The sequence below is a fragment of the Fredinandcohnia onubensis genome, assembly GCF_002734285.1.
Taxonomy (GTDB): Bacteria; Bacillota; Bacilli; order Bacillales; family Bacillaceae_L; genus Ferdinandcohnia; species Ferdinandcohnia onubensis_A.
Genome location: NZ_NSEA01000024.1, coordinates 40,385 through 65,527, shown reverse-complemented (window position 1 = coordinate 65,527; position 25,143 = coordinate 40,385). Strand labels below are relative to the sequence as shown.

Below are 25,143 nucleotides of genomic sequence, written 5' to 3'. Positions count from 1 at the left end.
TGGATTCTTAACTTGATGACATTGGGGCCTGTCCCTATTTGTTGATCACAATCGATAATTTATAGCTTACTATGTCGCTTAGATTAGTCAAAAATTCATCTAGTACTTCATTGGTTTGGAATTTACATTCGAGAAGATAACAGCTTTCTCCACTAACTTTGTAGTTGTTTATGACATATTGAGCGTGTTTTTTTATGAAAGACAAATAAGGTTGATGATTTGTGCTTTGAGTATAAATATGTACCATTGCGTGAACTGAATACCCCATTTTTACTTTATTAATCTTAATGGTATATCCTTCAATAACCCCTGTATCTTCTAATTTTGCCACTCTTGCTGAAGTAGCTGGTCCAGTCAAATGAACTTTCTCTCCCAATTCTTTCATTGTAATTCGGCTGTTCTTCGATAGTTCTTCTAGGATTTTTCTATCCGTATTATCTAACATGTAGTAAACTCCTTCATTAATAAAGTAAAACCGCCAAAACACTTTATTTAAGTTATGTATCCGACATTGGTACTTAATATAGAATATACATTGTTCAAAGGAAATTTTAAAGAAAAGGAGTTAATGAAATATGAATATACAACAAATTCGCAATGCAACACTTGTCATTGAATATGCAGGGAAGACGTTTTTAGTAGACCCGATGTTAGCAGAAAAAGGAACTTACCCACCCTTCCCAAATTCACCACGACAAGATCAAAACAATCCCTTGGTGAGCTTACCAATATCCATTGACAAGATTATAAAAGATATTGATGCAGTCATTGTTACTCATCTGCATTTAGACCATTGGGATGAAGCTGCAATACAAGCATTACCTAAAGAAATCCAGATATTTTCACAAAATGAAGAAGATGCGACAGAAATTCGAAAAGCTGGGTTCGAAAATGTAGAGGTTTTACAAGAGAATACTGTCTTTGAAGATATCCAATTGATCAAAACAAAAGGTGAGCACGGAAGAGGAGAAATCCTAAAGCTTGCTGGTCATGTATGTGGAGTAGTTTTCAAACACCAAACAGAGAAAACATTATATGTAGCTGGAGATACGGTATGGTATGATGCTGTTCAAGAAGTAATCTACACACATAAACCTGAAGTTATTGTGGTCAATGCCGGAGATAACCAATTCAATGAAGGTGGCTCTCTCGTAATGGGAAAAGCGGATGTCCATGAAGTTCATAAAGCTGCTCCTCATGCAAAAATTATTTCTGTTCACATGGAAGCTGTAAACCATTGGGCATTGTCAAGAGAAGAATTAAAGAGCTTCGCCAAAGAAAAAGGAATGGCTTCTAATGTGTTAGTGCCAAATGATGGCGAATCGTACTTATTTTAAGAGTAAAGAACAGACAAAAAAGGTTTAAAGACTAGGTTTAATTCCCTAGTCTTCTTGTGTTATTTCGTATTTGATTATTATTTCCGCAAAATCTTCTCCATCGCTTTTCCTTTTGCTAACTCATCGATTAGCTTATCCATATAGCGAACTTCCTTCATCAGTGGGTCTTCAATTTCTTCTATTCGGACTCCGCAGATCACCCCTTTAATCAAAGCCCGCGAAGGATTTAGTTTGGGAGCTTCCGCAAAGAAGTCTTCAAAGTTTGTCTTTTTTTCTAGATGTGCTTCTAACTCTTCCTGACTATACCCTGTTAACCAGAGAATGATTTCATCTACTTCTTCTTTCGTACGTCCTTTTTTCTCAGCCTTCGTAACATAATGAGGATAGACCCCTGCGAAACTCATTGTATAAATCCGATGCTTGGTCATGAGACATCCTTCCTTCTATGGTTTTCTTTATTATAGTTGGAAAAATAGTTGGGTTCAAACAAAGTAACCGACTATTGTTCTAGATTACTTCTTCAATTGTAGACTTCCCTTCGGTTTGTTCACTATCAAGCCATTTCCAACTCTCATGCAGTCTAATTCTGCCGTCTGGAAGTAATTCGGGGGTTGAATAACATTGTCCTCCCCTTATCTCATTACTTGTATTTACATGGTTATATCTAAAATTCAAACAACCATTATCCTCAACTATCCCGATTAGAAAACCTTTTACAATTTCCCCACCACTATAAAAAGCTGAAAGGATATTCCCTTCTTGTGTGTAATCGAAAAAAGTCTTTGAAGAGACTTCTCCATTTTCAGTGTTAGCAATTGAAACAAATCTTTTTCCATTGTAATTGATCATAATGTTCCCCCTGACTATTTTCATAGTTTTCCACCTCGTAAAAAAAAACTCCATAAGATAACCTTATACTAATTTTGGTATTTTTGCTGTAATTTTGCCAGCTTTTTTAAAGAAAAAGGAGCTGTCGTATAACGACAACTCCCTCAAGATAGACTACCAATCTTGGTATCGCTGGATATCTTATAAACTTATTGTCTTTAGTGCTTAATATGATTGGGTGTATCAGTATTAACGGGTGAAAGGTGTAGCTTTAAGTCTGAGGTTAGGGATGCAAAGAAAACCTCGTCAATCTTGGTAATACCTCTCCCTTGAAGTTGTTCCTTAAGCCAGGTTTCATTCGTACCAAGTTCAGATAAAGTATGATGGTCAACTTTCCCTTCGATAATGACTGGGTAAGGTAACTTATCCTGTTTACTTGGTAAACCTAGGTCTTCACGTAACACTGATGCTTTATTTGATTTTTTATAGACGGATATCCTTCCGTTCGCTTCTACAATTCCTACCTGAACATCTGACACATCAAAAACTTCTTTTTCTCGAAGCATCTGTAATACATTATCTAAGGAATAATGGATTTTACGTAAATTCTTCACTTTAAAAATTCCATCCATAATGACAATGGTTGGCTCAAAGGTTAAGGCTTTACCAATCTTTCTGTTTTTTAGAATGAGATTGGAGATGAGTCTTTGTAGAAGTGCTATACCGACAACAGCAAAAGCTGTATGTATATGTTCAACTTTCGGATCAGCAATATCTGCACCGACTACAGATCCTAGAGTGATGACTACCAAAAAATCAAAAACCGGCAATTCTCCTATCGATCTTTTGCCCATAAACAGTGTCACAAACAATAAAAGTGGGAGTATGGTTATGATTCTTCCGTAAACTATCAGAATCTCCTTTACCGTATGCATCACTTCAAACCCACTCCTTAAGTCTTTTAAAAACTTAAGTTAAGTATTCCCATTTGGCCAATTATATTATTCTTAATACAATTATTAAAGCAGCTTCCGTACACAAACATTTCCACAAAGAATTATAGGAACCATTCACCTTGAGCTATTTTTACGACTTTACCTCCTACGCAGACGTTAATTTTCTCGTTGCGCTCAAGTGCATTTAGAAATAATAAAGAGGGTCTTCCAATTTCGTATCCTTGTTCTACACGAATGTTGATTTCACTCTTATTGAAGTACTTATATTTCACTAGATATGCAGCTAAACATCCATTTGAACTGCCCGTAGCCGCATCTTCAGGAATGCCATAGTATTCTGCAAAGTCTCGAACATTTAAATCATTTTCGGCGTTATAAGCTTCTGGTGAAAAAACCAGAATCGCTTTTGCTTCCAAATGTACAATTAGTTTAAAATACTTCTCTCTATTTATATTGGCTTTCTTTACTGCCTCTAACGACTTTAAGGGGACAATGATGGCCGGAAGCCCCGTCGAAACCTCTTGGATTGGAAAGCGATCGTCTATGTATTCACTACCTATGTTTAAAACATCCGATACTATTTTCCTATCTAAAACCTGACCAAAGGTAGGTTCATTTTGTTTCATCCATATAACTTCATCTTTTTTAACAAATGAAACTGGAATCTGACCAGCCTTATAATTTAGAATCAGTGTTTCCAATAGTTCCTCTACTATTTCGTTTTGAATGACAAAAGCAGTACCTAAAGTAGGATGACCAGCAAAAGGAACCTCTTCATTCGGTGTAAAGATTCGAACATCATAACCACCGTCACTTTTTTTATCAGAAGTAATAAAAGTAGTTTCAGAGTAATTAACTTCTTTTGCGATTTGTTGCATTTCTTGATCAGAAATAGCCCCAGCATTTTTAAAAACAGCAAGTGGATTCCCTGTATATTTTCCTGTTGAAAAAACATCAACAATCGAATAATTAATTTTCATTTTCGTCCCCCCTAATTCCTAACCGCGAACTCATTACTAAAAGTTAAGAAAAAAACGACTATATGACTAGCCGCCTTTCTTAAACGTTATCCTATCTGTCTTTTCACTAAGATATATTGGACGACCGGATTAATCATATATGCTAAGCACAAAGCGATGAAAAGCGGATAGTTATCTTCATTTCCAATGAATAAATAGTCAATGATCCAAATAATCAACAATGATATAAATAGAATGTTATAACTAATGTTATTACTCTTTTTAATAATCTCTTTACCCATTTCATCTTTTTGTACTTCTCTGCGTGAACCCCAGGTAATAAACTCCCCCCAGGCGATAACAAGTCCGATTATCACTAAATATTCAGGAATCCCAAACGTATCACCAATACGAAAATAGCTTAATAATGTGAGTCCAATATATACAGTGATTCCCGTTAATACAACCAACCAAATGACGTCTTTCTTCTTCACTTTTATCTCCCCTCTGCTACATATCATTATGAAAAAAGAAGCGATTACCTTTAATGTGCATAATCCTCTAGATGATGTTTAGATAGTAATAGCTCTAATTACTTGTACTTTCTAGAGTAAATATATTCTGTAATTGGAACTGTAACGAAGGTAAGGCAAACCACTAGTAGCAGTGGAAAATTATCAATATGATTAAAGTTGCCAGTCCCTTCAGATATAAATAGGATTAAACCTGATAGTATCATTAGCACATAGTAACCTATTTTGGCACTTTGGGTTTGAATATGTCTGTCTAATTCATCTTTCTCACCGCCGCCTTCATGTTGCCCCCAATTTAGCAAATTAAAAAAATATGTTAAAGCAAGAAAACTAAAGAATATAGAACCCGCATCAATCGTTTCAAATCGTATCCATTTGTATAAGGAGAATCCTGCAATTGTTAAAAAAACTAGAAAGGCTATAACTCCGATTAACTTTTTTGTTTTATCCATTCCTTTTCCCCCCATTCTCTGGCATAAATATTTCTTCCATGGTGACTCCTAATGTCCGGGCGATATCAAATGCTAGCTGCAAACTGGGATCATATTTATTGTTTTCGATCGCATTAATCGTTTGCCTGCTGACATTACACATTTCTGCTAATTTCCCTTGTGAGAACCCGCTTTTTTCTCTGTATTCTTTAATTCTATTTTCCATTCACGATGCCACCCTTAGTTTTTTAAGGTGTAAAAACTTTTTTACACCCTTATTATAAAAAAAGGTAAACGATGTGTCAAACATATTTGACACCCATTTACCTTTTTTTAGGATTTTTGTATTATTCTTCAACCATAAATCGTAATACATCACCGAAAATGATGCTATCCGATAATGTTAGCTCCTCTCGTACCACGTCTAAATAAGAATCACATTTCTGGATATCTACAGATAGTCCATCTTGATTGCTATAACAAACGCTATCCTTATATAAGTAATTTTCGGTTACAAAACCACCATCTCGAAAAATAACAGGATGGTCGCTATCCCTTGTGAAAAGATTATGTCCAAATGAATACCGATTATCAATGTTTATACCAAGGAGATGGAGTAAAGTAGGGCGTATGTCTATTTCTCCACCTTGTGTGGTAATTGTTTCCCCTTCTTGGCCAGGTACATGAATAATCAGTGGGATTTGTTTATTTTTTACTTGATTGACAATCGAATCCTCTTGACCTAGTAACTCATTTAGGCCTTGCTCATATTTCTCAGAAATACCATAGTGGTCGCCTACAAGCACAAACACTGTATCTTCGTACAATCCTTCTGCTTTTAACTCTTCGAAAAATAGTTCAATTGATTTATCCAAGTAACGAACAGTTGTCACATAACGATTCACTACTTCTTCCTCTGTATTTGCTGGTTCAATAAACAGATCTTCCTCGTCTAATAAATATGGAAAATGATTAGTCAAGGTAAGGAATTTTGCATAATACGGTTCAGGTAAGTTCTTCATATGCTCAACTGATTTTGTAAAAAAAGGAATATCTTTTAGTCCATAGTTAACCGAGTTTTCTTCAGTTACTGTATAATCCTCCATTGAAAAGTATCGATCGTAGCCTAGGGATTTGTACATGACATCCCGATTCCAGAACGTATTTACATTCCCGTGAAATGCTGCAACATAATAATTATTGTTCTCTTTTAAAATATGAGGAAGACTATAGTACGTATTTTCAGGCCTTCTTACAAAAACAGATCCGCTTGATAATGGATATAGACTTGTATCGATCATAAATTCCGCATCCGATGTTTTTCCCTGGGCTGTTTGATCATAGATTTGATTAAAATAAAAACTATCCTTAATCAACTCATTTAGGAATGGTGTCACTTCTTCTCCATTTATCTTTTGGTTGATCACAAAGTCTTGAGTGGATTCCAACGTGATTAAGACCACATTTTTTCCTTTTGCTATTCCGAATAAGTCCGTTCGCTCGGAATCTTTATGCTGCAAATGCTCCTCTAACGCAACGGCATCTGCCTCTGTAACAAGTAATCGTTCTAGAGGGGCTTTGAGGCCTAAGCTAATATCATACATATGATAATTTAATAGGCCCAGAGATTTCACCATTTGCTCCCTGTCGTAAGCTTCCGAAAAAAGATGAACTGATTTTAGCAAACCAAAACAAATTGCTAAAACTGCCAACGCTGAACTAGTTGCTATATATTTCTTCTTTTGTTGTTTTGTAACGATTAGAGTGGACTTTGTCTTAAAGAACAGCCATCCCATTAAAAATAAATCAGGAAACAATAAGAGATCCCATGGGCTCATCAATTCTACAGTACTTGCACTCAATCCACCTACATTATTGAATTGAAACAGGATTGGCACCGTCACAAAATCATTATAAAAACGATAATAAAGAAGATCAGCATAAAGAATGGCAGTTCCCACAACTAATAGTGCAAACAATACAATTCGATTTACCTTTTCTCGAAAATAAAAACTTAAACCCATTAATAATAAAAGGGAACCAATGGAACTTGTTAGTACTAATAAAATATCAAAATAGGATTGGATGCTAAGATTAAAGCCGACAAAACAAACAATCACCGTCTTTAACCAGAGAACACCTGTTACGAGCAAAGTAAGCTTTATACTTGTTGTATTTATTGATTCATTTTTGCGAGACATTAGATAAACCCTCTCCACTCTTCGATGATACTTTTTCCTTTATCAAACCATTTTACACTAAAATTTGGGAAATTCGTGCTTAAACTGAATTATTTTTACAAGAATTTTACATATTGTAAAATGTTAGTTCCATGACAAAAACGACTATCGAATGAAAGATAGTCGTTTGAAAGGACAGAGAATTGATGAATTAGCTATCTTTTCTCCATAACTGCAAAGTAATTTTCTTCGTTATCAGCAAAATTAAATACTTTACCCGAAGGCATCGTGACAATTTCCCCAACGGTTATATTTTTATTTGATAAGTCAGTATGTAGTTCTTCGAGATTCTTCGTGAAAAACATTAAAGATGGTGTTTCAAGATTTAAACCAGGTGACATTTTTGCAACGAATTCTTTATCATGCAGAATAATGCTTGTTTCTAAACCTTTTTTTGGGGCGATTTCAATCCATCTCATTTGACCATTATCTTCTTCAGCAACAATGGTAAAGCCTAATTTTTCTGTCCAAAAATTCACTGCCTCATCCTGATTATTGACATACAACATAACCTGACCCAATTGACTAAACATATTGTTTTCACTCCTTTAAATTACCTTCATTAAACTAAATTTACCCTAGTTAAAATCTTTCTAAACTTTCGTTACATGGTGACCTGAACGAATTACGGTTTCTAAACTCGCTTAAATTGCCTATAATGATCAAGAACCTAAGTATATGGCCTTTAAATCTTCTTCTACAATTTGATTATGTGTCCTTCTAACAAAATATGCCTTTGCGTTTGGTCGGGAACTAACCGATTTAGTGAGTGTTTCATTTACAAAGTGTAGGGCCACACCATCATCTACGCCATAACCTTCGTTTATTTTTCCTTCTAGAATTAATTGGTGATAAGATGGCCTTCTTTTATTCTCACCATCATAATGAGGGCAATTACTTCCTTTTAACAAACCTAAGCAATCCAGTTTATATAAGGGTGCATTTAACGGATCGGTTAATCCTTCTTCGAACCAACAGATTGCACCCGCACTTAATCCAGCAAGAACAATTCCATTCTCATATGCTTGTTTCAGGATCCTATCTAATCCCCATTCTTTCCATAAAAGAAGCATATTTCTGGTATTTCCCCCACCCACATATATAACATCCTGATCCAGAATATATTTTTCTAGATCCTCAAAATTTGGTTCAAATAAAGATAAGTGCGTTGGTTGACAGGGAAGCGTATTAAACGCCTTGTAGAATCGCTCGATATAGTTTGTTTGGTCTCCACTAGCTGTTGGAACAAAACACACCTTGGGGAAATCCTTGTTTACTTGAGCTAAAATATATTGATCTAACAAAAGATTATCTGGCTCCATCGAAAAGCCCCCGCCGCCCATGGCAATAATCTGTCTCATATGAGATTTTCCTCCTAGAATATCATTTAATATTAATTCTCCAAATACAAACCAATACCTTTTTACTATTAAAATCTATCTGATTGAATTTGGACATTCACCCAGATGGTTCAGCATGAATATCCTAGTAAACATCTACATTTAAAAGGAGTGTTATCATTTGAATCGGTTTTACTCACATTCCGTTCAACCTGGTGATAATCTTTGGCAGTTGGCGAGAGCATATAAGACTACTGCAGAAGAGATTTTCTCAGTAAATCCTGGAGTCAATCCATATTATTTGAGGGTTGGGGAACATATTAAAATCCCAAATACCCAATTGAAAAAGGATCGTTGCATTAGCCAGACTGAGCTTGAATACCGTAACGATATGCGTAGCCTGTGGGAGGAGCACGTTGCATGGACAAGGATGGCCATTATTAGCCTAACCTTCAATTTGCCTGATTTACAATTTGTCCTTACTCGACTCTTACAAAATGCAACAGACATGGGGAATATGATTCGTCGATTGTATGGTGACGAGGCTGCAACCACTTATTCAAATTTAATTAAGGAACATCTTCTGATTGCAGCTGACCTTGTGAAAGCAGCCATTGCCGGTGACCAACAAGCGGCCATGACCGCAGAAAAAAAGTGGTATCAAAATGCAGATGAGATTTCACAGTTTTTAAGTGCTGGGAATCCATTTTTATCTGAAGAAGAAGTACGAAGGATGTTTTATGAACACCTAGACTTAACGAAACAAGAAGCCGTCTTTATGATTAATAAGGAATATCAAAAAGACATAGAAGTATATGATAAGATTGAAAAGCAAGCACGCGAAATGGCAGACATGATTTCTGACGCTATGGTGCTGCTGTATCCGGATATGTTTTGACGTTTTTCCCTCCTTTAAAGTAGGAGGTTTTTTTTGATTATCTTTTATCCAAATCTTTTAGCTGACCGAATCCGCGCACGCTCTGCCTCTACCTCACGATTTTTGGGTTCGGCGCTTGTCTCTAATGCGTTCAACAAATTACCCGTAATCAAAGCTATTTCATTGATTGCCTGATTAAATGCCTCTTCGTTAATCTTTGATGGCTTGTTAAACCCTGTTATCTTTTTAACGTACTGCACAGCTGCAGCGTGAATCTCTTCATCAGTAGCTGGTGGTTCGAAATTAAATAAAGTTTTAATGTTTCTACACATAAGTTACCCCTCTTTTTTTGTTCAGATTATAAACCTACTATACACGATAGGTCCATGTTGATTAAACACAGAATTCATTAATTTTATCAAATTCATTCTGTTTAAAAGCAGAATATCATCATTATCATTTATAATTGGATTATCTAGATGAAAATGAGATCAGGTAGGTAATTAAATGAAGGTATATCGATTAAAAAGGCAGTTTAAAGGATTCAAAAGAGGAACACAGTTCTACCTCGTTGCCGAATCAGAATTTATCGGAGTTAAAGAGTTTGTTATGAGAACGAAAGATTTAACGAATCATATTTCTCTGACTGAAAATGAACTTCAAGCGTATTTTATTTTTATAAAGGATTCATATCAATAACGCCGTTTAGTGAGGTGATCTCTTTGCAATGGAGTAAGACGAAAGCCACAATTGAAAGTTTTTTATGTGAAAAACTAAAAGGAGGCATCAAGGTACATGCAACGGTTTATCGCAAATTCCATGATCGTCCAAGCAGAGTCTGGATAACATTAGATAAAAAGGAAATAGTAAGTGCCTCCGATATTTCGTATGCAGTAAAGTATGAAAAAGTATATCAACAGATGAAAGAAAAAATAGATTTAAAAGGGATTCCTTATAATGAGGATTGGGCAGCAATGTTTAACTCAAAGGAACGGCAGGAATTAGAAAAGCTATCCGACGATGCTGAAGTAATAATGATGAACCAAAATAATACGTTTGAATCTTATTACCTTTATTCAGCTTTTATGAAATATAGCTCTTTATCGATTGAGGAAGCAATAAACTCTGAGAATATCTTGATTAGGGCATATGCCATGTTCGATAGAAGGTTAGGGAAAAGAAGATTAAAAGAATTAGATATAACAGAGCATACACATCCATTAATTCTAGATTTTTATAAGATACGATGTGATGTTGAAGGCATTACTAGTGAATTCAGAAGAACATAAAGAAACTTAGAGATGAATTTTCTCTAAGTTTTTTAGTGCATGATTTATTATATTTAGGTTTTGCTTCATTCGATCGTCTTTCCGGTTAGGTGGGCTTGGAGCTTCTCTTTATTTAGGTTTGTTGGGAAAAATAAAAATGGTTCTAGCATTTTTTGCATGTGGGCACCTTTTTCGTTTAGTGTTGTTGGGATGAAGGACTTTTCTAGGGATTGGGCATTTCGTTCGGGTCTTCATTTGGCTTATGAAGAACTTTTCAGCATGCTGCGAGATCGTTTCGGGTTTTCATCAAGCTTATGAAAACCTCTTTTGCATGTTGCGAGTTCGGTTTAGGCCTTCATTGAGCTTTCGATGATTTTTGACCAAGTCTAGTTGCCATAAAGGCCAAGAGGTTCCTCTTTTTAGGAGGTTAATAGCACTCTAGACGTCTTGGTGTATCATCACTTTCCTATTTTTAGGAGAATGATAGCACTCTAAATGCCCTGGAGTATCATCACTTTCCTCTTTTTAGGAGACTGATAGCACTCTAGACGTCCTGGAGTATCATCAGTTTCCTCTTTTTAGGAGATTGATAGCACTCTAGATGCCCTGGAGTAGCATCAGTTTCCTCTTTTTAGGAGGTTAATAGCACCCTAGACGTCTTGGAGTATCATCGGTTTCCTTTTTTTAGGGAACTGCAAGACTCTAGGTGGCAGCATCAACGAGAAAACTCTTATTCTTTTATTAAATAAACAACTTCCTCGTCTCGCTCAACTTTAAATGTTAGATCATCCTCTACATGTAAGACTGTTGCATACTCGGAAAGAGTCTCTCCTGATACAGAAATTCCATAGCCGGTATTAGACGGATATCCATATACATAACACACCACTTCTCCATCCTTCAGAAACACGATTTGGTTCATGCCTTCGTTCACGGTTTCCTGGATGCGGTCCCACTTGTAGCCTATTGTTTCATAGATTGTATCCTTCGGTGTGTACGGGCTGAAGGAATAGACCTTGTCCCATTCGAATGGTGTAACCTCTTTTAAATTTATCGTTTCAACTGATTGTTGAATGTATTTGACTTCTTCTTGAAGTAAGCCTTCATTCTTCTCCCACAAGTCCTTTTTAAATAAAACGAATAGAACCACTATAATTCCTACAAGGACAATCGTTTTTTTGTACTTCATCAAACTTTCACCTCCACACATACTTCCACAAAAAAGGGCATTAATCCTGCATGGATTAACACCCGAAACTACACTAAATGTCGTTCTATTGTGAACCAGGCATACAAGCGAACTATGGGCACCAAAAGGGCAACTAATCCGACAAACAGAAATGCTCCACCATCTAAAAATAGAATCATAGCTAATACAAAGGCTAGAATCGCTTTAAGATTACCAGAGAATCCATTGATTGGTTCATTTCCAACAAATAGTGTTTTCCTGCCTTTTAATGTTCTTGAATAACACTGATCATAGTAAGTCGTGATATAGAAGAAATACGTTGCAATTACAAGATTGTTTTTATCTGTGATTTCTGCCGCACATTTTTCACAATAAATGTTTTTCACCGTATCATCCCCTCGATAAAAATCTTACCTTGTTTACGACTATTTCCATAAAAAGGTTTCATACTATTTATCGTGGGTGGCCTAGTCTAGTTAGTCGCTCATCTAACATCTCTTTCCACTCATCTGCCAATTCTTCGACAGCCAAAATCTTGTTGATCCCTTCAATATCCCTTGGCCTCTTATAATAAATCTCATTTGCCTCAAGGATAGAGACTTGATTTGGATTTCGTTCTTCTAATGAAATCGTAGAATCCCTTCGTACCGTACCTTCTTTTAATACTCTCGCCAAGTAACCCGTAAAGCCCGTTTGGACCATCATCTTTAAAAGATAAGGATTGTTCGTCCTTTTTGTAATGGTACTGCACGGTATTCTCCCCTGGGTGATTTGAATAACAGCATCACCAATTTGATAAATGTCTCCGATACATACATCTTTTTCTTCCATATTGGTAAGAGTTAGATTCTCTCCAAAGGTTGGAAGTGGAAACTGAACTAAAAATTCACTTCCCCATAGTGCGTAATGTTCATATGGGTAAAAACATACAGCACGGTCAGGACCACCATGATGCTTTAAATCGGCTACTCCATCTCCACTGAATCCGTCTTTTGTTAAAAAAGCTTCTTCCACTTTCTTTTTTCGGATTGCCGTAATGACTTCTTCGTTTTCTCCATATTTCATTTTTTCGGGCAGCCCAATTGAAAAATTCTTAATTTCGATTGTCATCACTATTTCCCCCCACACTTATAGTTTCACTTTATGGATTCCTCCATCAGCCGATTCCGTTGCCCCTTGTAAAATTCTTTTGTAAACTCAGGATGATGTAGAGCCCCCTGTTTTTCTGCAATAGCAAGTGCAAAATCAACATAGGCATGGCCCTGTGCAGTAATGATATTACCTGATTTCACAACTGGCTCGTATCGGAAATTCTCCTCTTCAAAGCAACCTAGAAAATTACGCTGCTCTTGATGGAGAGTGACTGTATATGGTTTCCCTTCAAGCACTCCCGCTCTCGCTAACACATATGTACCACTGCAAATGGCTGCAGTTAATTTGTTCTGTTCATGTAGTGTTTTTGTTATATCATACAGTTCCATCGTGTCTTTGACATTGATCAAGTCTCCGCCAGGGATGATTATCCCGTCGTACTCCGTCGGTTCCACCTGCTGGTACATTAAGTGCGGCACAAATTGTAAACCCGATTCCCCGGTTATCATTTTGAGCGAGTCCGCAACGGTTATAATCTGGTGCGTCCCTCTTAGCATTGCCGTTGCCACGGTTATCTCAAATTCAGAAAACGAATCATATATGGCGAGTAATATTTTTTTCATAAAAAAGCACCCCTTTACCCTAAAAGTTCTACAAGGTTGACACATTTCCCTTCTAGGATTCTATTATTAAAAGAGGTGCTAGTAGAACGTAAAATTACTCCTCGATTCCCACAAGTCCTTTAAACATTTCTACCCCGATTTCAATAATTTCATCGCGGAAATCATATTCGTAGGTGTGGATGGATGGATGATTCTCACCATTTCCTATATAAAAATAAGCACCTTTTACAAGTTTTAAATAATGGCCATAGTCTTCTGACGCACGGTATGGTGAAGTTAGCTCACGTAAGGGCAGTCCTTTCTCGGTTGCAACACGGCGGACATTATTAACCGATTCCTCATGATTGACGGTTTCTGGAAACTCATCCCGATACTCAAAGCTAACATTAATGCCGTGCTCTTTCCCAAGTTGAGTCGCAAGATTCTCGATACTTTGTTGAAGGATATTTAGTTCCGCCTCTTTTTCCGCACGAATGGTTAACCGTAGAACACCCTTATGGGCTGAAATTCCGTAATTCTCCGAGCCGATATCTACTTGAATTATCGTGCATAGAACCAACCCGTCATATGTTTCAGGTGAAGTTAACCTTGGTAAAGTCTCAATGATTTTAGCGATTGCAAAAGAAGGATTGACTCCATCCTCAGGCTGGCTAGCATGTGCAGGTGAACCAACCATTTCAATGGACATCCCTTTCGAAGCACAGTGGGCTGTCCCATCGATCACATGCACGGCCTTGAATTCGATTCCCGACATATTGTGGTAGCCGTAAATTTCATCGACTCTTTCTTCAATCATTATTTCAGCGCATTCTATACCACCTTGCCCCGTTTCTTCTGCATGCTGAAAAAGGAAAATGATATTTTGATCCGCACCTTTTTGATCAACCTCGAGGGCAAATCCGGCAAGAGTGGCGGAATGCCCGTCGTGGCCACATTTATGGGATACCCCTGGATTTTTTGATTTCCACGGAAGGTCAATTGTTTCGGGAATAGGGAGAGCATCAAAATCGGCTCTAATTGCAATCGTTGGTCGGTCCTCACCAACTGCATATTTCGCATAGAAATAATTACCCTTGTCGATAATTTTGATGTTTGTTGTATGTTTTTGAAGGAATTCGATCAAATGCTGTTTCGTCCAAACTTCTTGATAGGACAATTCAGGATTCATATGTAATTCATGCCTCAACTGAATCGCTAACTCTAGATTTTTCTTATCCACTGATATTCCCCCCTACTGTACCCTTAATCACAGCCCTGTGTGATTACTCCTTAAATTTATATGAAACTATCAATTTTGTATGTGGTAGATACTCAAAGAAAATATAACGCCCCATATGTTTGCTCTCGATTTTTGTTGATTCAAACCATCCACCGTTAACCTCGACCTCATTGGCCCAGTCTTTTCCAAGGTCATCTACATATTCAATGAATCCTTCTTCAGAAAGATAATCTCTTTGCATGACATGTGGGAAATCTTTTACAAACGGAACGCTCACATATCCTAAAAATACGGCAACGATTGCAAACGCAAATAGCGCCCCCGTTAACTTCATAAAACTCTTAAAATCCCAAGACTGCTTACTCTTTTTATTTTTCTTAGGTTTTGTCTTTCGCTCACGAACTGCCTCAATTCCTAATGCCGTAATAATCCAAGGTATGATAATAATGGCCATAAGAATAACGGCAAAACAAAAAATAAGCGTGAACCAATAATACAACATTCGTTCTTCCTCTCCCCCTGCCAATCAATGCTGAATATCGTTAATTCCATTCTACTGGAAACTAGGGATTGTATAAATAAAAAATCGACAAGTAAGACACTTGTCGATCACATTCTTATGGTTTTAAGATAACCTTGATACAATTGTCTTCCCTGTCGTTGAAGATTTTATAGGCATGGCTTGCTTCATCTAGAGATACCTTGTGGGTGATGATATCGGTTGGATCGAATTCCTTGTTGACGATTTTTTTGTAAAGCTCTGGCATGAAATGAACAACCGGAGCTTGTCCCATTTTTAAAGTGATGTTGCGAGAGAAAAAAGCACCTAATGGGAACACATTATAGTTTGCACCGTATACTCCAGTCAACTGCACCGTACCACCTTTTCGGACAGCCTTTGTTGAAATTTGTATGGGGCCAAGTGTTCCACCTTGTAGCTTTAGCTTTTGCTCGATCAATTCGAGAGGTGACTTTTTCCCGTCCATTCCTACACAATCAATCACGACATCCGCCCCGCCACTCGTAATTTCCTTCAAATGTTCTCCCATATCATCATGCTTTGTAAAATCAAATATCTCAACTTTATTCGTGGCTTTGGCATGTTCCATTCGATAACCGAGATAGTCAACCGCGATAACACGTTTTGCCCCCTTCATCCAGGCAAACTTTTGTGCCATTAAGCCAATTGGCCCACAGCCCAAAATAATGACCGTATCTCCCTCTTTTACTCCTGCATTCACCACGCTCCAATAGGCGGTTGGTAGAACATCACTTAAAAAGAGCAAAGCCTCATCATCTAATTCGCAGTCTTCTGGAATTTTAAACGGAGTGAAATTGCCAAACGGAACTCTTAAGTATTCCGCCTGACCACCAGGATGATCACCGAATTTTTCTGAGTAGCCAAAATAGCCACCTGAATCGTAATGAGGATTCGCATTATCACATTGACTTTCTAATTCGTGCTCACAGTAATAACACTTCCCACATGCCACTGTAAAAGGAACAACAACGCGGTCGCCTTTTTTTACATGAGTTACGTCAGGTCCTACCTCTTCGACAATTCCCATTGGCTCATGTCCAATTACATAGCCGTCTGGCAAAGGAAAATTTCCTTGATAAAGATGGAGGTCAGAGCCGCAAATGGCGGTTGATGTGATGCGCACAATGACGTCATCGCTTTTTATTATTTTTGGAGCTTCTACTTCCTTGACTTTTACTTTATATGGATTTTGATACGTAACAGCCTTCATGTTCACACTCCATTCTTGAACGGTTTACAGGTTATTTTTTACGTCTTGAGGGAAGTTATGCTACAAGCGTTTTGGCATAAAAATCCTGCGTTCGTAAAAGCTAAAAAATGGCGAGATAAAATAATTGACATACTTGTATATACAGGTTAAAATGAAAACGTAATCACAGCTTGTATATACAGGTTGTCTAATGAAAATATCCTTAAGTTTAAGGGGGAAAAAACATGAGTAAGTACACAGATCCTGCGAAGGAACTGCTTGACCATATTGGTGGGAAAGAGAACGTTGCCGCTGTCACACATTGTGCAACAAGAATGCGCTTCGTTTTAAACGATCCGAAAAATGCAGATATAGAAAAAATTGAAGGTATCGGGCTAGTAAAGGGTACTTTTACACAAGCAGGACAATTCCAGGTCATTATTGGAAATGAGGTTGCTACTTTTTATAATGAGTTCGTCAAACACGCCGGTGTTGAAGGAACGAGTAAGGAAGAAGCAAAGGTTGCCGCTAAGCAAAATATGAACTGGCTTCAACGCATGATGGGACATTTAGCGGACATTTTTACACCGCTTATTCCAGCCCTTGTTGTTGGGGGTCTGATTTTAGGTTTCCGAAATGTCATCGGTGAGATTGATTTAGTGGATAACGGTACAAAAACAATCGTGGAAACCTCTCAATTTTGGGCTGGTGTTCACGCATTCCTTTGGTTAATAGGTGAAGCCATCTTCCACTTCCTACCCGTTGGAATCACTTGGTCGATTACGCGTAAAATGGGAACCTCACAAATCCTTGGGATTGTGCTAGGGATTACGCTTGTATCTCCACAATTGCTGAATGCATACGGAGTTGCAAATGCAGAAGAAATTCCAGTTTGGGATTTTGGATTCACAACCATTGAAATGATCGGGTATCAAGCACAAGTAATTCCAGCTATTTTAGCAGCATTTGTACTTGTTTTCTTAGAGCGTTGGTTACGTAAGATTTCACCAAATGCGATTTCAATGATTATTGTTCCGTTTTTTGCACTAGTTCCAACTGTCTTAATTGCTCATACTGTTCTTGGACCAATCGGTTGGACAATTGGTTCTTGGATTTCTGATGTTGTATACACAAGCTTAACTTCAGCATTTGGTTGGTTATTCGCAGCAATCTTCGGATTTGCCTATGCACCACTTGTTATCACTGGTTTACACCATATGACAAATGCTATTGACCTTCAATTGATGAGTGAGTTTGATGGAACAAACCTATGGCCAATGATTGCTTTATCCAATATTGCCCAAGGTTCTGCCGTTCTTGCAATGATTTATATTAATCGTAAAAATGAAGAAGAAAAACAAGTTTCCATTCCGGCATGTATTTCTTGTTACCTCGGTGTAACAGAGCCAGCGATGTTTGGTATTAACTTAAAATACGGCTTCCCATTCCTTGCTGCGATGATTGGTTCAATGGTAGCTGCCATCATCTCAGTAGGTAGTGGTGTTATGGCGAACTCAATTGGGGTTGGTGGAATACCTGGAATTCTATCCATCCAGGCTGCTGACTGGTTAATGTTTGCTATTGCAATGCTTGTTGCGATTGTCGTGCCATTTATTTTAACTGTCATCTTCGCAAAAGCTAACGTTGGTAAAATTTCATTTGGTAAAAAATAAAAGCTATGGGAGGGGAAATTACCCCTCCCTTTTTTCACATTAACGCGGTAAAATGAGAATAATCAAATTTTTACATCGATTGGGGATTCTTTATGAATAACAAGTATCTAACAATCTATAGCGATTTAGTAGAAGAAATTAAAAATGGAAACATCAAAGCGCATAGTCTTTTACCTTCAGAAAATGAATTGAAGGAAGTATACAATACTTCTCGAGAAACGATTCGAAAGGCATTGAACCTGCTTTCACAAAATGGCTATATTCAAAAAATAAAGGGCAAAGGCTCTATTGTCATTGACGTAAATAAGTTTGACTTTCCGGTCTCAGGGCTTGTGAGTTTCAAAGAGCTAGCCGAAAAGATGGGAGAAAGGCCGATAACAAATGTGCATGAGTTGACGGTTGGTAAGCCGGATACGTTTATTAAGCAACAGCTCCAGCTTTCTAGTAAGGACCAGGTGTGGAAAGTCATCCGCACTAGGGAAATGGGCGGCGAAAAGATTATTTTGGACAAGGATTTTATTTCGCGAAAATATGTCCCGGAGCTTACCAAGGAGATTTGTGAGGAATCGATTTATGCCTATTTGGAAAATGAACTGAAGATTACCATCAGTTTTGCGAAAAAGGAAATTACGGTCGTGGAGCCAACAAATGAAGACCGAGAGCGACTCGATCTAGATGGTTTTCATAATGTCGTTGTTATCAAAAACTATGTGTATCTGGATAATGCGAGCTTATTTCAATACACAGAATCCCGCCATCGCCCAGACAAATTCAGGTTTGTCGATTTTGCACGGCGAACACATGTGTAGGTTGTAGGTGGGGTTTTTATTTGGGGCTAGGTTGGTTGAAACTAGGCGGTTGTTAAGTTAACAATGTGGTTTGCTGGTTCGTATATGGATATTATTAGGTGATTTGAACCTGTTAAGGCAGTTATCTAGTTCACATATGGATAACTTTAGGAGATTGCATACTATTTAATCCAGTTACCTAGTTCAGAAATGGATATTACTAGGAGATTACGAACCTATTAAGGCAGTTATCTAGTTCGCATATGGATAACTTTAGGAGATTGCGTGCTAGTTAAGGCAGTTACCTGGTTCAGAAATGGATATTACTAGGAGATTGCGAACCTGTTAAGGCAGTTATCTGGTTCACAGATGGATAACTTTAGGAGATTGCATACCAGTTAATCCAGTTACCCGGTTCACATTTGGATATTCCTAGGAGATTGCGAACCTGTTAAGGCAGTTATCTAGTTCACAGATGGATAACTTTAGGAGATTGCATACCAGTTTATCCAGTTGCCTAGTTCAGAGATGGATATTACTAGGAGAATGCGAACCTGTTAATGCAGTTGGTCGATTTACAATTGGATAATTATAGAATATCACTTTCTGAAAGGGGTCCAACTGGACCCCTTTTTCAGTTTGTCCACACAAAAAACAGGATGGCCCACTAAAGGCTCATCCTGTTTTTTCGTTATTAGCGAACTGTTTTTAAAGCTCCGCTCCAAGATACAACTTGGTCTAACATTAAGTTTACGTTGTCTAGGTGTAGATCTTGTGGTTTGAACTCTGAACCATTTTCAAAATCTGTGAATAGTGAAAGTGTTGGATGTGTACGAACGTCCGCGATCATTAATTCACCCATGATTCCACGAAGGTGTTCAGCAGCACGTGCACCACCAGTAGAACCGTAGCTTACGATACCAGCAGCTTTGTTGTTCCAAGCTTCACGAGCTAGGTCTAACGCATTTTTCAATGCACCAGTGATAGAGTGGTTATATTCTTGAACGATGAATACGAATCCATCAAGATTAGCTAATTTTTCATTCCAAGCAGCGATTCCAGGTGCATCAGCTTCACCTAGGAATGGTAATTTGAAGTCTGCGATATCTACGATTTCATAGTTTGCATCTCCACGCTTATCAGCGATTTCTTTTACCCATGCTCCTACTTGAGGACTTACGCGTCCTTGACGAGTACTACCTAAAATAATACCAATGTTTAATTTTTCGTTTGACATTACTTGTTCCTCCTTTTGTTGATTACCAAAAAGTTTATCTAGTAAACCCATGATGTACTCTCCTTTTTATATATTAAAGGATATTTTTGTAAAATACCTTTAATTTATTTATCTCTGAAGTAAATATCTTAACTTCAAGATAAATCTTATAACAAAACAATTTTCTTGTCAACCAAAAGACTTCTAAATAATTTGTACCTTTTTTAAAAAAATAAAAAAGATCAAATCGAATTTGATTTGATCCCAAATGCTATTTATCGAATCGGGTTGCCTGCACGTATTTTTTCTGGAATATATCTTCTAATCGCGAATATCAGTTCACCAAGAAAGTACAAGGCAACTGTTGGCCAGATTAAAGCCCAGAAACTTCCGACAGTGCCATACAAAGTGACAAGCCTTGGATGAACATACGCTAGGCACAAAAGAGAGAGCGCAATCCAGCAAACGGAATAGGAGAAGCAAATATGGCCTTGCAGTTGAAACTTATGACCTGAGTAGTCCCACCATTTCCGACCGAAAAACCACTCAAGCAGGAATCCGCTACAATACTCCACTAACGTTGGGATTAGAAAACAGAGAACCAACACGACTGTCCAATGCATATCTTTTCCTATTAACAGAATGAGCAACAGAGGTGCAAACCCGTACATGGGCTTAAATGGCCCGAAGAAAAAGTTATCCTTAAAGAACACTCGCTTCCTTGCATAGCTATAGCTATTTTCCAAAAGCCAACCGAAAAATGAATAAATGGTAAAGAAAAAGACAATCGCCATCACTCCATCCCATGAAAACAGGATCGGCATCTCAAAATCAAAACCACTTACTAAACCCTGAAACATTTACAAATCACCTCAAGGAAAATATTCCTAATTAGGATTAGCACACTCAAATGAAAATATACAAGTGTCGTATGCATGTTAGATCTCTTATAAATCATTGTTGTATAAATTCAAAAAAATAGTGCCCACTACAACTTAATAGAAGCAGGCACTACTTTTAGTTACGTTAGCGTGAAGATTTTGGAGGTTGGCACACGTCACATTTACGTTGATGATTATTTTTAAATTTTGTAAATGTCTTTTCAAAATTGTTCCCACATGCACATTTAAATAATAATTTTTGAGAAAAACCGTGATATTCTGTCGAGAGCAACTTGCTCTCCGAATTTTTCTCAACAAATTCGTTGATTTTGCCGATTGTCCATCGTTTATTCATTCTTATACACCTCAAATATTAGATCGCTAGGCGAAGTCTTTTCTAAGCATCCGTTCTACTTAGCCTCTAATTATAGCATGTACTGAAAAGGAATTAAATATGGGACGAGGGACCTGTCCCCGCGACCCACCTCAGTTAATTTTCTTTTTAATGTTTTCTATTACGGAGTCAATATCCGCATAGCCATGATAACGAAGATAGATGACATTTTTATCTTTTGAAGCGAATACTTCTTTCATTTCCTCATCTTCGTGAACAATCAAAAGGTCAAAATCTGGATGCTGCTTTTTAACATACTCTTCAACGGCATTTTCATGTCTATACCAATCTATCAAATCATACACTAGATGATCCGATATCGCTGAAATACTGAGTTGATAAAAGTTCGTAGAAATACTTGGTGAATATTCACCACTCCCATCCTTCCAAGTCTCCCCTGGAACTACGCCGTTTTCGTCTGTTTCATATTGAACGGGTGCAAAAGGACTCCAGTTATATGAGATCCGATTCGACCAGTCCACATTATCTCTCATATATTCAGATTCTCCACGAACTAAAGCTGGGTTCTGCTCGACATCTGCTAATCTTACAATCGGTAAATTCGGGCTCTCAACTGGCAATGTTTTGACATCCGATTTAACCAGTTGTGTGAAAGGAACGACAGCAGTGAGGCCTGAAACGACCATAAAAAGAAAGGAGATCACCGTAGTTATTCGATGGTGCTTCTTCCATGGGGCATGATGATCAATCGGTTTTCCTTCTATCAATTTTTTTCGTAAAGCACGAATGGAGATGGCTGCTAGTAGGGAGTTATAGGCCTGATAGCCAATAATGATGGATAAAATGGTTTGTACAAGTACTGTTCCCTCTACCAAATGGTAGATTGGTGCTCCATCAAGAAACCAAATTGAAGATGCCATTCCAATGATTAAAAGCACTGCAACAACAACAAAACGAGCAGTTGAGGCTAATTTTTTATCCAGTGCCTTTAATGTATACGATTGCTCGGCAGGGTCTGTATGTAGTTCTGGTGCCTCACGCTCCACTGGTGATGAAAACACGTGAAAACCTTGATAACCCGTTACATAATCCCATCCACTTTCAGCATACATCTCAATCTGTTCCGGTTTCATTTTTCTTTTCATTGAAACATCGATTCTATATCGCATTTGTTTTGGCTCACCTTTAACAAAATGAGCAAAATGAATTCCCATCTTTTTAAAATGGTATCCCTTCGCCGCCATGTCAGCAAACCAACTTTCATGCTCACCAATTCGCCAATAATCACTAGGACGAAGTTTACGGACGATCTTATTCATGTTCGTCACCCCCCTCTAAAATCTTTCCATCCTGAATCTGAGATTTTAATCGGCTGTACTCCATCCGTAATGCTTGCTCCCCTTCAGGCGTAATTTCATAAGTTTTTCGTCGCCCATCATCTTCTGCTAATGAAATCAGGCCATCCTTTTGCATTCGTGAGAGCACTCCGTATAGAGTTCCTGGGCCCATTTTCACCCTGCCATTCGAAACTTCCGTAATGGCTTGCATCAACTGATACCCATGATTAGGATGCATTAACGCAAGCAAAACATAGTACATCGCTTCCGTCATCGGTCCCCCATTATATGCCATTCTTTACACCTCTTCTTTCGTTGGGACACAGGGAAAGGTCCCTTGTCCCAAATGGGATGATTAGCCTGTCACCACATCTTACACCGTTATTATGTACCTCGATATTATGTATCGCGATATATCGCATGACATAATAGTACTTTAAAAAGTATCTAATGTAAACCACAAAAAAAGCGATTGCATTAATTTTGCAATCCGCACAAGTAATTAAATCTTTTTAGGTTTAGGTATACAATCTTCTTCAGGCTTGATGTGAACCTGTTTCCAAGGCTCATTTCCTACTTTTCGAAACTGAGCAATTTCAACATCAGTTCCATTTGTTAATGTAAAAAATAGAATACAATAATCCGTTCCATCCTTACCATGGAAGCAAATCGTTTTCATGTATCCATTTTTAACCGTCGGGTACAAATGTTGAATCATTTTGCACCATTCGCCATATTTTATTCCTACTACGGATTCTACATCGTGGTCCCAGCCATGATATGGGGCACATAGAAAATCTTCTCCTATCTTACTCATATCCGAAATTCGAAAGCCTTCTTTTTCGTGTTCCAACTGGATAAATCCATAAGAATAGCCAAAATACTCAACCATCAGGTCTTCCCGTAACTCAATCGTTTCAATTTCATAAAAGAATCTGATTTTCTCATTTCCATCTGGTACTCGACAAAGCTTTAGCAAACTCGTATGCCCGATTCCAGCAAACGAATCTACATATTTTTCATAGGATAGTTTATTTTGATAGGCTTCGGACAAAAAATTATAGGCAATTGGAAATGGCATCTGACCGTTACCGATTGAACCGCAACTCCTCTTTCCTAGACTTGCTGCCTCCCGTAAAATACTAAAATAGTTGATAAGTGTATCTTCAGGGGTTCTCGTCAATTCTAGAGGTAACTGGATTTGCTCATGTGTTTTATCATAATATGGATCGAAGAACTTCCAACTGCTAAATCTTAGATTTAAAGCGTTTAAGCAAGATGGACGAAAATACTTTTGATGATAAGAGTTTATGTCCATTTGATTCCGATTTCGCATATTCATCACCCTGGTTTCAGTTTATGGGCGAGTGTAGGAAAGGGTGTTTTTCATCAATCTTCATCTACAAAAATGGTACACAAAGGACAGGTCCCTCTTCCCAACTGGGACGAGGGACCTGTCCCCGTGTACCACTTATACTCCGCCATATCTTCTTTTGCGTTGTCGGTATTCTTGTAATGCATTCATGAATTCTTCCTCATCGAAATCGGGCCACAGTACATCGGTAAACCAGAATTCGGTATAGGCCAGCTGCCAAAGGAGGAAATTGCTCAGTCGTTTTTCCCCGCCGGTGCGAATCAGTAAGTCTGGCTCGGGCAGATCTGCTGTATATAGGTATTGATTAAACTGCTGTTCATCTAGCTCATCAAGGCTCAATTTATCATTGTTAATGTCTTTAAGCATTGTTTTCATGGCATGGAGAAGCTCATGCCTGCTTCCATAGTTGAGGGCAAAATTCAGCAGAAGTCCATCATTGTCTTTCGTCCGTTCAATTGCATACTGAATCGCTTCACGTGTATGAGACGGAAGATTCTCCATATCACCGATCGCCTCAATCCGTACATTGTTGGAAATAAGTTCTGGTAGATAAAGGTGAAGAAACTCCTTAGGTAGCCTCAAAATAAACTCTACCTCAGGCTTTGGACGCTTCCAGTTTTCCGTGGAAAACGTATATAATGTCAAAACCTTCACATCAAATTTAACTGCTGCCTTTACAGTTTTTAAGACGGCAGAAATCCCTTCCTTATGGCCAGCAACTCTAGGCAAGCCCCGCTTCTGAGCCCAACGGCCATTCCCATCCATAATAATTGCGATATGTTCCGGAGTTTGACCTTCACGATAATCGAATGATTCTTTCGCTTGTTTCTGATTAAAAAAAGGAATTCTCATTGCCATATTTTTAACTCCTTAAAAATTTGTTTTTCCAGTGGGTC

The 25,143-nt window shown here is 37.8% G+C and carries 32 protein-coding genes; 6 read left to right on the top strand and 26 right to left on the bottom strand.

Translation table 11 applies throughout. From position 1 onward, the window contains the following. Window positions 1-34: 34 nt before the first annotated feature. Window positions 35-445, bottom strand: a complete 411-nt coding sequence (locus CKJ95_RS20930) for an Lrp/AsnC family transcriptional regulator (RefSeq protein ID WP_099355398.1) — start codon at window positions 443-445, stop codon at window positions 35-37. 130 nt (window positions 446-575) lie between these two features. Here CKJ95_RS20930 and CKJ95_RS20925 point away from each other — a divergent pair, with 130 nt between their 5' ends. Next, window positions 576-1,337 (top strand): MBL fold metallo-hydrolase, encoded by a 762-nt coding sequence (locus CKJ95_RS20925; protein WP_099355397.1) that lies wholly within the window; start codon window positions 576-578, stop codon window positions 1,335-1,337. Between the two features lie 77 nt (window positions 1,338-1,414). Here the strand turns inward: CKJ95_RS20925 and CKJ95_RS20920 are convergent, their stop codons facing one another. The 10 genes from CKJ95_RS20920 to CKJ95_RS20875 all read right to left on the bottom strand — a co-directional run bounded on the left by CKJ95_RS20920 (window position 1,415) and on the right by CKJ95_RS20875 (window position 8,645). Continuing rightward, entirely contained in the window at window positions 1,415-1,765 is a 351-nt protein-coding gene (locus CKJ95_RS20920; protein ID WP_099355396.1) for a DUF2200 domain-containing protein, read from the bottom strand. A 79-nt stretch (window positions 1,766-1,844) separates the two neighbouring features. Continuing rightward, window positions 1,845-2,186, bottom strand: coding sequence for a n-acetylglutamate synthase (locus CKJ95_RS20915; protein WP_180271618.1), 342 nt, complete (start codon window positions 2,184-2,186; stop codon window positions 1,845-1,847). Window positions 2,187-2,383: 197 nt separating this feature from the next. Further along, on the bottom strand, window positions 2,384-3,100 hold the full coding sequence (locus CKJ95_RS20910) for a DUF421 domain-containing protein (RefSeq protein WP_099355405.1): 717 nt from the start codon (window positions 3,098-3,100) through the stop codon (window positions 2,384-2,386). A gap of 122 nt (window positions 3,101-3,222) precedes the next feature. Beyond that, window positions 3,223-4,101, bottom strand: coding sequence for a PhzF family phenazine biosynthesis protein (locus CKJ95_RS20905; RefSeq protein WP_099355395.1), 879 nt, complete (start codon window positions 4,099-4,101; stop codon window positions 3,223-3,225). Between the two features lie 86 nt (window positions 4,102-4,187). Next, the gene (locus CKJ95_RS20900) at window positions 4,188-4,574 is read right to left on the bottom strand and encodes a hypothetical protein (protein WP_099355394.1); all 387 of its coding nucleotides are present in this window, start codon (window positions 4,572-4,574) and stop codon (window positions 4,188-4,190) included. Between the two features lie 98 nt (window positions 4,575-4,672). Beyond that, window positions 4,673-5,065 carry a hypothetical protein gene (locus CKJ95_RS20895; RefSeq protein WP_099355393.1) on the bottom strand — a complete coding sequence of 131 codons (393 nt, stop codon included), beginning with the start codon at window positions 5,063-5,065 and terminating at the stop codon, window positions 4,673-4,675. Continuing rightward, the gene (locus CKJ95_RS20890) at window positions 5,058-5,270 is read right to left on the bottom strand and encodes a helix-turn-helix transcriptional regulator (protein ID WP_099355392.1); all 213 of its coding nucleotides are present in this window, start codon (window positions 5,268-5,270) and stop codon (window positions 5,058-5,060) included. The genes CKJ95_RS20895 and CKJ95_RS20890 overlap by 8 nt, the downstream gene beginning before the upstream one ends. Window positions 5,271-5,391: 121 nt before the next feature. Then, window positions 5,392-7,245, bottom strand: coding sequence for an LTA synthase family protein (locus CKJ95_RS20885; protein WP_099355391.1), 1,854 nt, complete (start codon window positions 7,243-7,245; stop codon window positions 5,392-5,394). Between the two features lie 194 nt (window positions 7,246-7,439). Continuing rightward, on the bottom strand, window positions 7,440-7,817 hold the full coding sequence (locus tag CKJ95_RS20880) for a VOC family protein (RefSeq protein WP_099355390.1): 378 nt from the start codon (window positions 7,815-7,817) through the stop codon (window positions 7,440-7,442). Between the two features lie 129 nt (window positions 7,818-7,946). Then, window positions 7,947-8,645 (bottom strand): Type 1 glutamine amidotransferase-like domain-containing protein, encoded by a 699-nt coding sequence (locus tag CKJ95_RS20875; protein WP_099355389.1) that lies wholly within the window; start codon window positions 8,643-8,645, stop codon window positions 7,947-7,949. Window positions 8,646-8,889: 244 nt separating this feature from the next. Here CKJ95_RS20875 and CKJ95_RS20870 point away from each other — a divergent pair, with 244 nt between their 5' ends. Then, a complete protein-coding gene (locus tag CKJ95_RS20870) occupies window positions 8,890-9,522 on the top strand; it encodes a hypothetical protein (protein ID WP_445079851.1) in 633 nt (210 codons plus the stop codon). 44 nt (window positions 9,523-9,566) lie between these two features. On the opposite strand, the gene CKJ95_RS20865 is transcribed toward CKJ95_RS20870, so the two are convergent. Beyond that, the gene (locus CKJ95_RS20865; RefSeq protein WP_099355387.1) at window positions 9,567-9,833 is read right to left on the bottom strand and encodes a DUF2277 domain-containing protein; all 267 of its coding nucleotides are present in this window, start codon (window positions 9,831-9,833) and stop codon (window positions 9,567-9,569) included. 175 nt (window positions 9,834-10,008) lie between these two features. Here CKJ95_RS20865 and CKJ95_RS20860 point away from each other — a divergent pair, with 175 nt between their 5' ends. Beyond that, window positions 10,009-10,200: a hypothetical protein gene (locus CKJ95_RS20860; RefSeq protein ID WP_099355386.1), complete on the top strand. Its 192-nt coding sequence runs from the start codon at window positions 10,009-10,011 to the stop codon at window positions 10,198-10,200. Between the two features lie 23 nt (window positions 10,201-10,223). Further along, window positions 10,224-10,790, top strand: a complete 567-nt coding sequence (locus tag CKJ95_RS20855; RefSeq protein WP_099355385.1) for an SF0329 family protein — start codon at window positions 10,224-10,226, stop codon at window positions 10,788-10,790. A 709-nt stretch (window positions 10,791-11,499) separates the two neighbouring features. On the opposite strand, the gene CKJ95_RS20850 is transcribed toward CKJ95_RS20855, so the two are convergent. The 7 genes from CKJ95_RS20850 to CKJ95_RS20820 all read right to left on the bottom strand — a co-directional run bounded on the left by CKJ95_RS20850 (window position 11,500) and on the right by CKJ95_RS20820 (window position 16,643). Continuing rightward, the gene (locus CKJ95_RS20850; protein WP_099355384.1) at window positions 11,500-11,958 is read right to left on the bottom strand and encodes a hypothetical protein; all 459 of its coding nucleotides are present in this window, start codon (window positions 11,956-11,958) and stop codon (window positions 11,500-11,502) included. A 68-nt stretch (window positions 11,959-12,026) separates the two neighbouring features. Continuing rightward, window positions 12,027-12,344, bottom strand: coding sequence for a hypothetical protein (locus CKJ95_RS20845; protein ID WP_099355383.1), 318 nt, complete (start codon window positions 12,342-12,344; stop codon window positions 12,027-12,029). A 67-nt stretch (window positions 12,345-12,411) separates the two neighbouring features. Then, entirely contained in the window at window positions 12,412-13,068 is a 657-nt protein-coding gene (locus CKJ95_RS20840) for an MOSC domain-containing protein (RefSeq protein ID WP_099355382.1), read from the bottom strand. Window positions 13,069-13,094: 26 nt separating this feature from the next. Continuing rightward, complete coding sequence (locus tag CKJ95_RS20835; protein ID WP_099355381.1) at window positions 13,095-13,673, bottom strand: DJ-1/PfpI family protein; 579 nt, start codon at window positions 13,671-13,673, stop codon at window positions 13,095-13,097. 94 nt (window positions 13,674-13,767) lie between these two features. Beyond that, a complete protein-coding gene (locus tag CKJ95_RS20830; RefSeq protein WP_099355380.1) occupies window positions 13,768-14,892 on the bottom strand; it encodes a M20 metallopeptidase family protein in 1,125 nt (374 codons plus the stop codon). A 43-nt stretch (window positions 14,893-14,935) separates the two neighbouring features. Then, window positions 14,936-15,394 (bottom strand): hypothetical protein, encoded by a 459-nt coding sequence (locus CKJ95_RS20825; RefSeq protein WP_099355379.1) that lies wholly within the window; start codon window positions 15,392-15,394, stop codon window positions 14,936-14,938. A 115-nt stretch (window positions 15,395-15,509) separates the two neighbouring features. Further along, a complete protein-coding gene (locus tag CKJ95_RS20820) occupies window positions 15,510-16,643 on the bottom strand; it encodes a zinc-dependent alcohol dehydrogenase (protein ID WP_099355378.1) in 1,134 nt (377 codons plus the stop codon). Window positions 16,644-16,867: 224 nt separating this feature from the next. On the opposite strand from CKJ95_RS20820, the gene treP reads away from it, so the two are divergent. Together treP and treR are read left to right on the top strand one after the other, a co-directional pair. Beyond that, window positions 16,868-18,295: a PTS system trehalose-specific EIIBC component gene (treP, locus tag CKJ95_RS20815; protein WP_099355377.1), complete on the top strand. Its 1,428-nt coding sequence runs from the start codon at window positions 16,868-16,870 to the stop codon at window positions 18,293-18,295. A gap of 92 nt (window positions 18,296-18,387) precedes the next feature. Then, on the top strand, window positions 18,388-19,104 hold the full coding sequence (treR, locus tag CKJ95_RS20810) for a trehalose operon repressor (RefSeq protein WP_099355376.1): 717 nt from the start codon (window positions 18,388-18,390) through the stop codon (window positions 19,102-19,104). A gap of 673 nt (window positions 19,105-19,777) precedes the next feature. Here the strand turns inward: treR and CKJ95_RS20805 are convergent. From CKJ95_RS20805 to CKJ95_RS20775, 7 genes are all read right to left on the bottom strand, one after another. Further along, on the bottom strand, window positions 19,778-20,371 hold the full coding sequence (locus CKJ95_RS20805) for an NADPH-dependent FMN reductase (protein WP_099355375.1): 594 nt from the start codon (window positions 20,369-20,371) through the stop codon (window positions 19,778-19,780). Between the two features lie 203 nt (window positions 20,372-20,574). Then, the gene (locus CKJ95_RS20800; RefSeq protein WP_099355374.1) at window positions 20,575-21,159 is read right to left on the bottom strand and encodes a putative ABC transporter permease; all 585 of its coding nucleotides are present in this window, start codon (window positions 21,157-21,159) and stop codon (window positions 20,575-20,577) included. A 166-nt stretch (window positions 21,160-21,325) separates the two neighbouring features. Further along, window positions 21,326-21,535 (bottom strand): hypothetical protein, encoded by a 210-nt coding sequence (locus tag CKJ95_RS23960; protein ID WP_099355373.1) that lies wholly within the window; start codon window positions 21,533-21,535, stop codon window positions 21,326-21,328. 131 nt (window positions 21,536-21,666) lie between these two features. Further along, the gene (locus CKJ95_RS20790; RefSeq protein ID WP_099355372.1) at window positions 21,667-22,854 is read right to left on the bottom strand and encodes a DUF2812 domain-containing protein; all 1,188 of its coding nucleotides are present in this window, start codon (window positions 22,852-22,854) and stop codon (window positions 21,667-21,669) included. After that, window positions 22,847-23,167, bottom strand: a complete 321-nt coding sequence (locus CKJ95_RS20785) for a PadR family transcriptional regulator (protein ID WP_099355371.1) — start codon at window positions 23,165-23,167, stop codon at window positions 22,847-22,849. The genes CKJ95_RS20790 and CKJ95_RS20785 overlap by 8 nt, the downstream gene beginning before the upstream one ends. A gap of 207 nt (window positions 23,168-23,374) precedes the next feature. After that, window positions 23,375-24,208: a hypothetical protein gene (locus tag CKJ95_RS20780; protein ID WP_099355370.1), complete on the bottom strand. Its 834-nt coding sequence runs from the start codon at window positions 24,206-24,208 to the stop codon at window positions 23,375-23,377. Between the two features lie 135 nt (window positions 24,209-24,343). Continuing rightward, window positions 24,344-25,105, bottom strand: a complete 762-nt coding sequence (locus CKJ95_RS20775; protein ID WP_099355369.1) for an isoprenyl transferase — start codon at window positions 25,103-25,105, stop codon at window positions 24,344-24,346. Window positions 25,106-25,143: the final 38 nt, after the last annotated feature.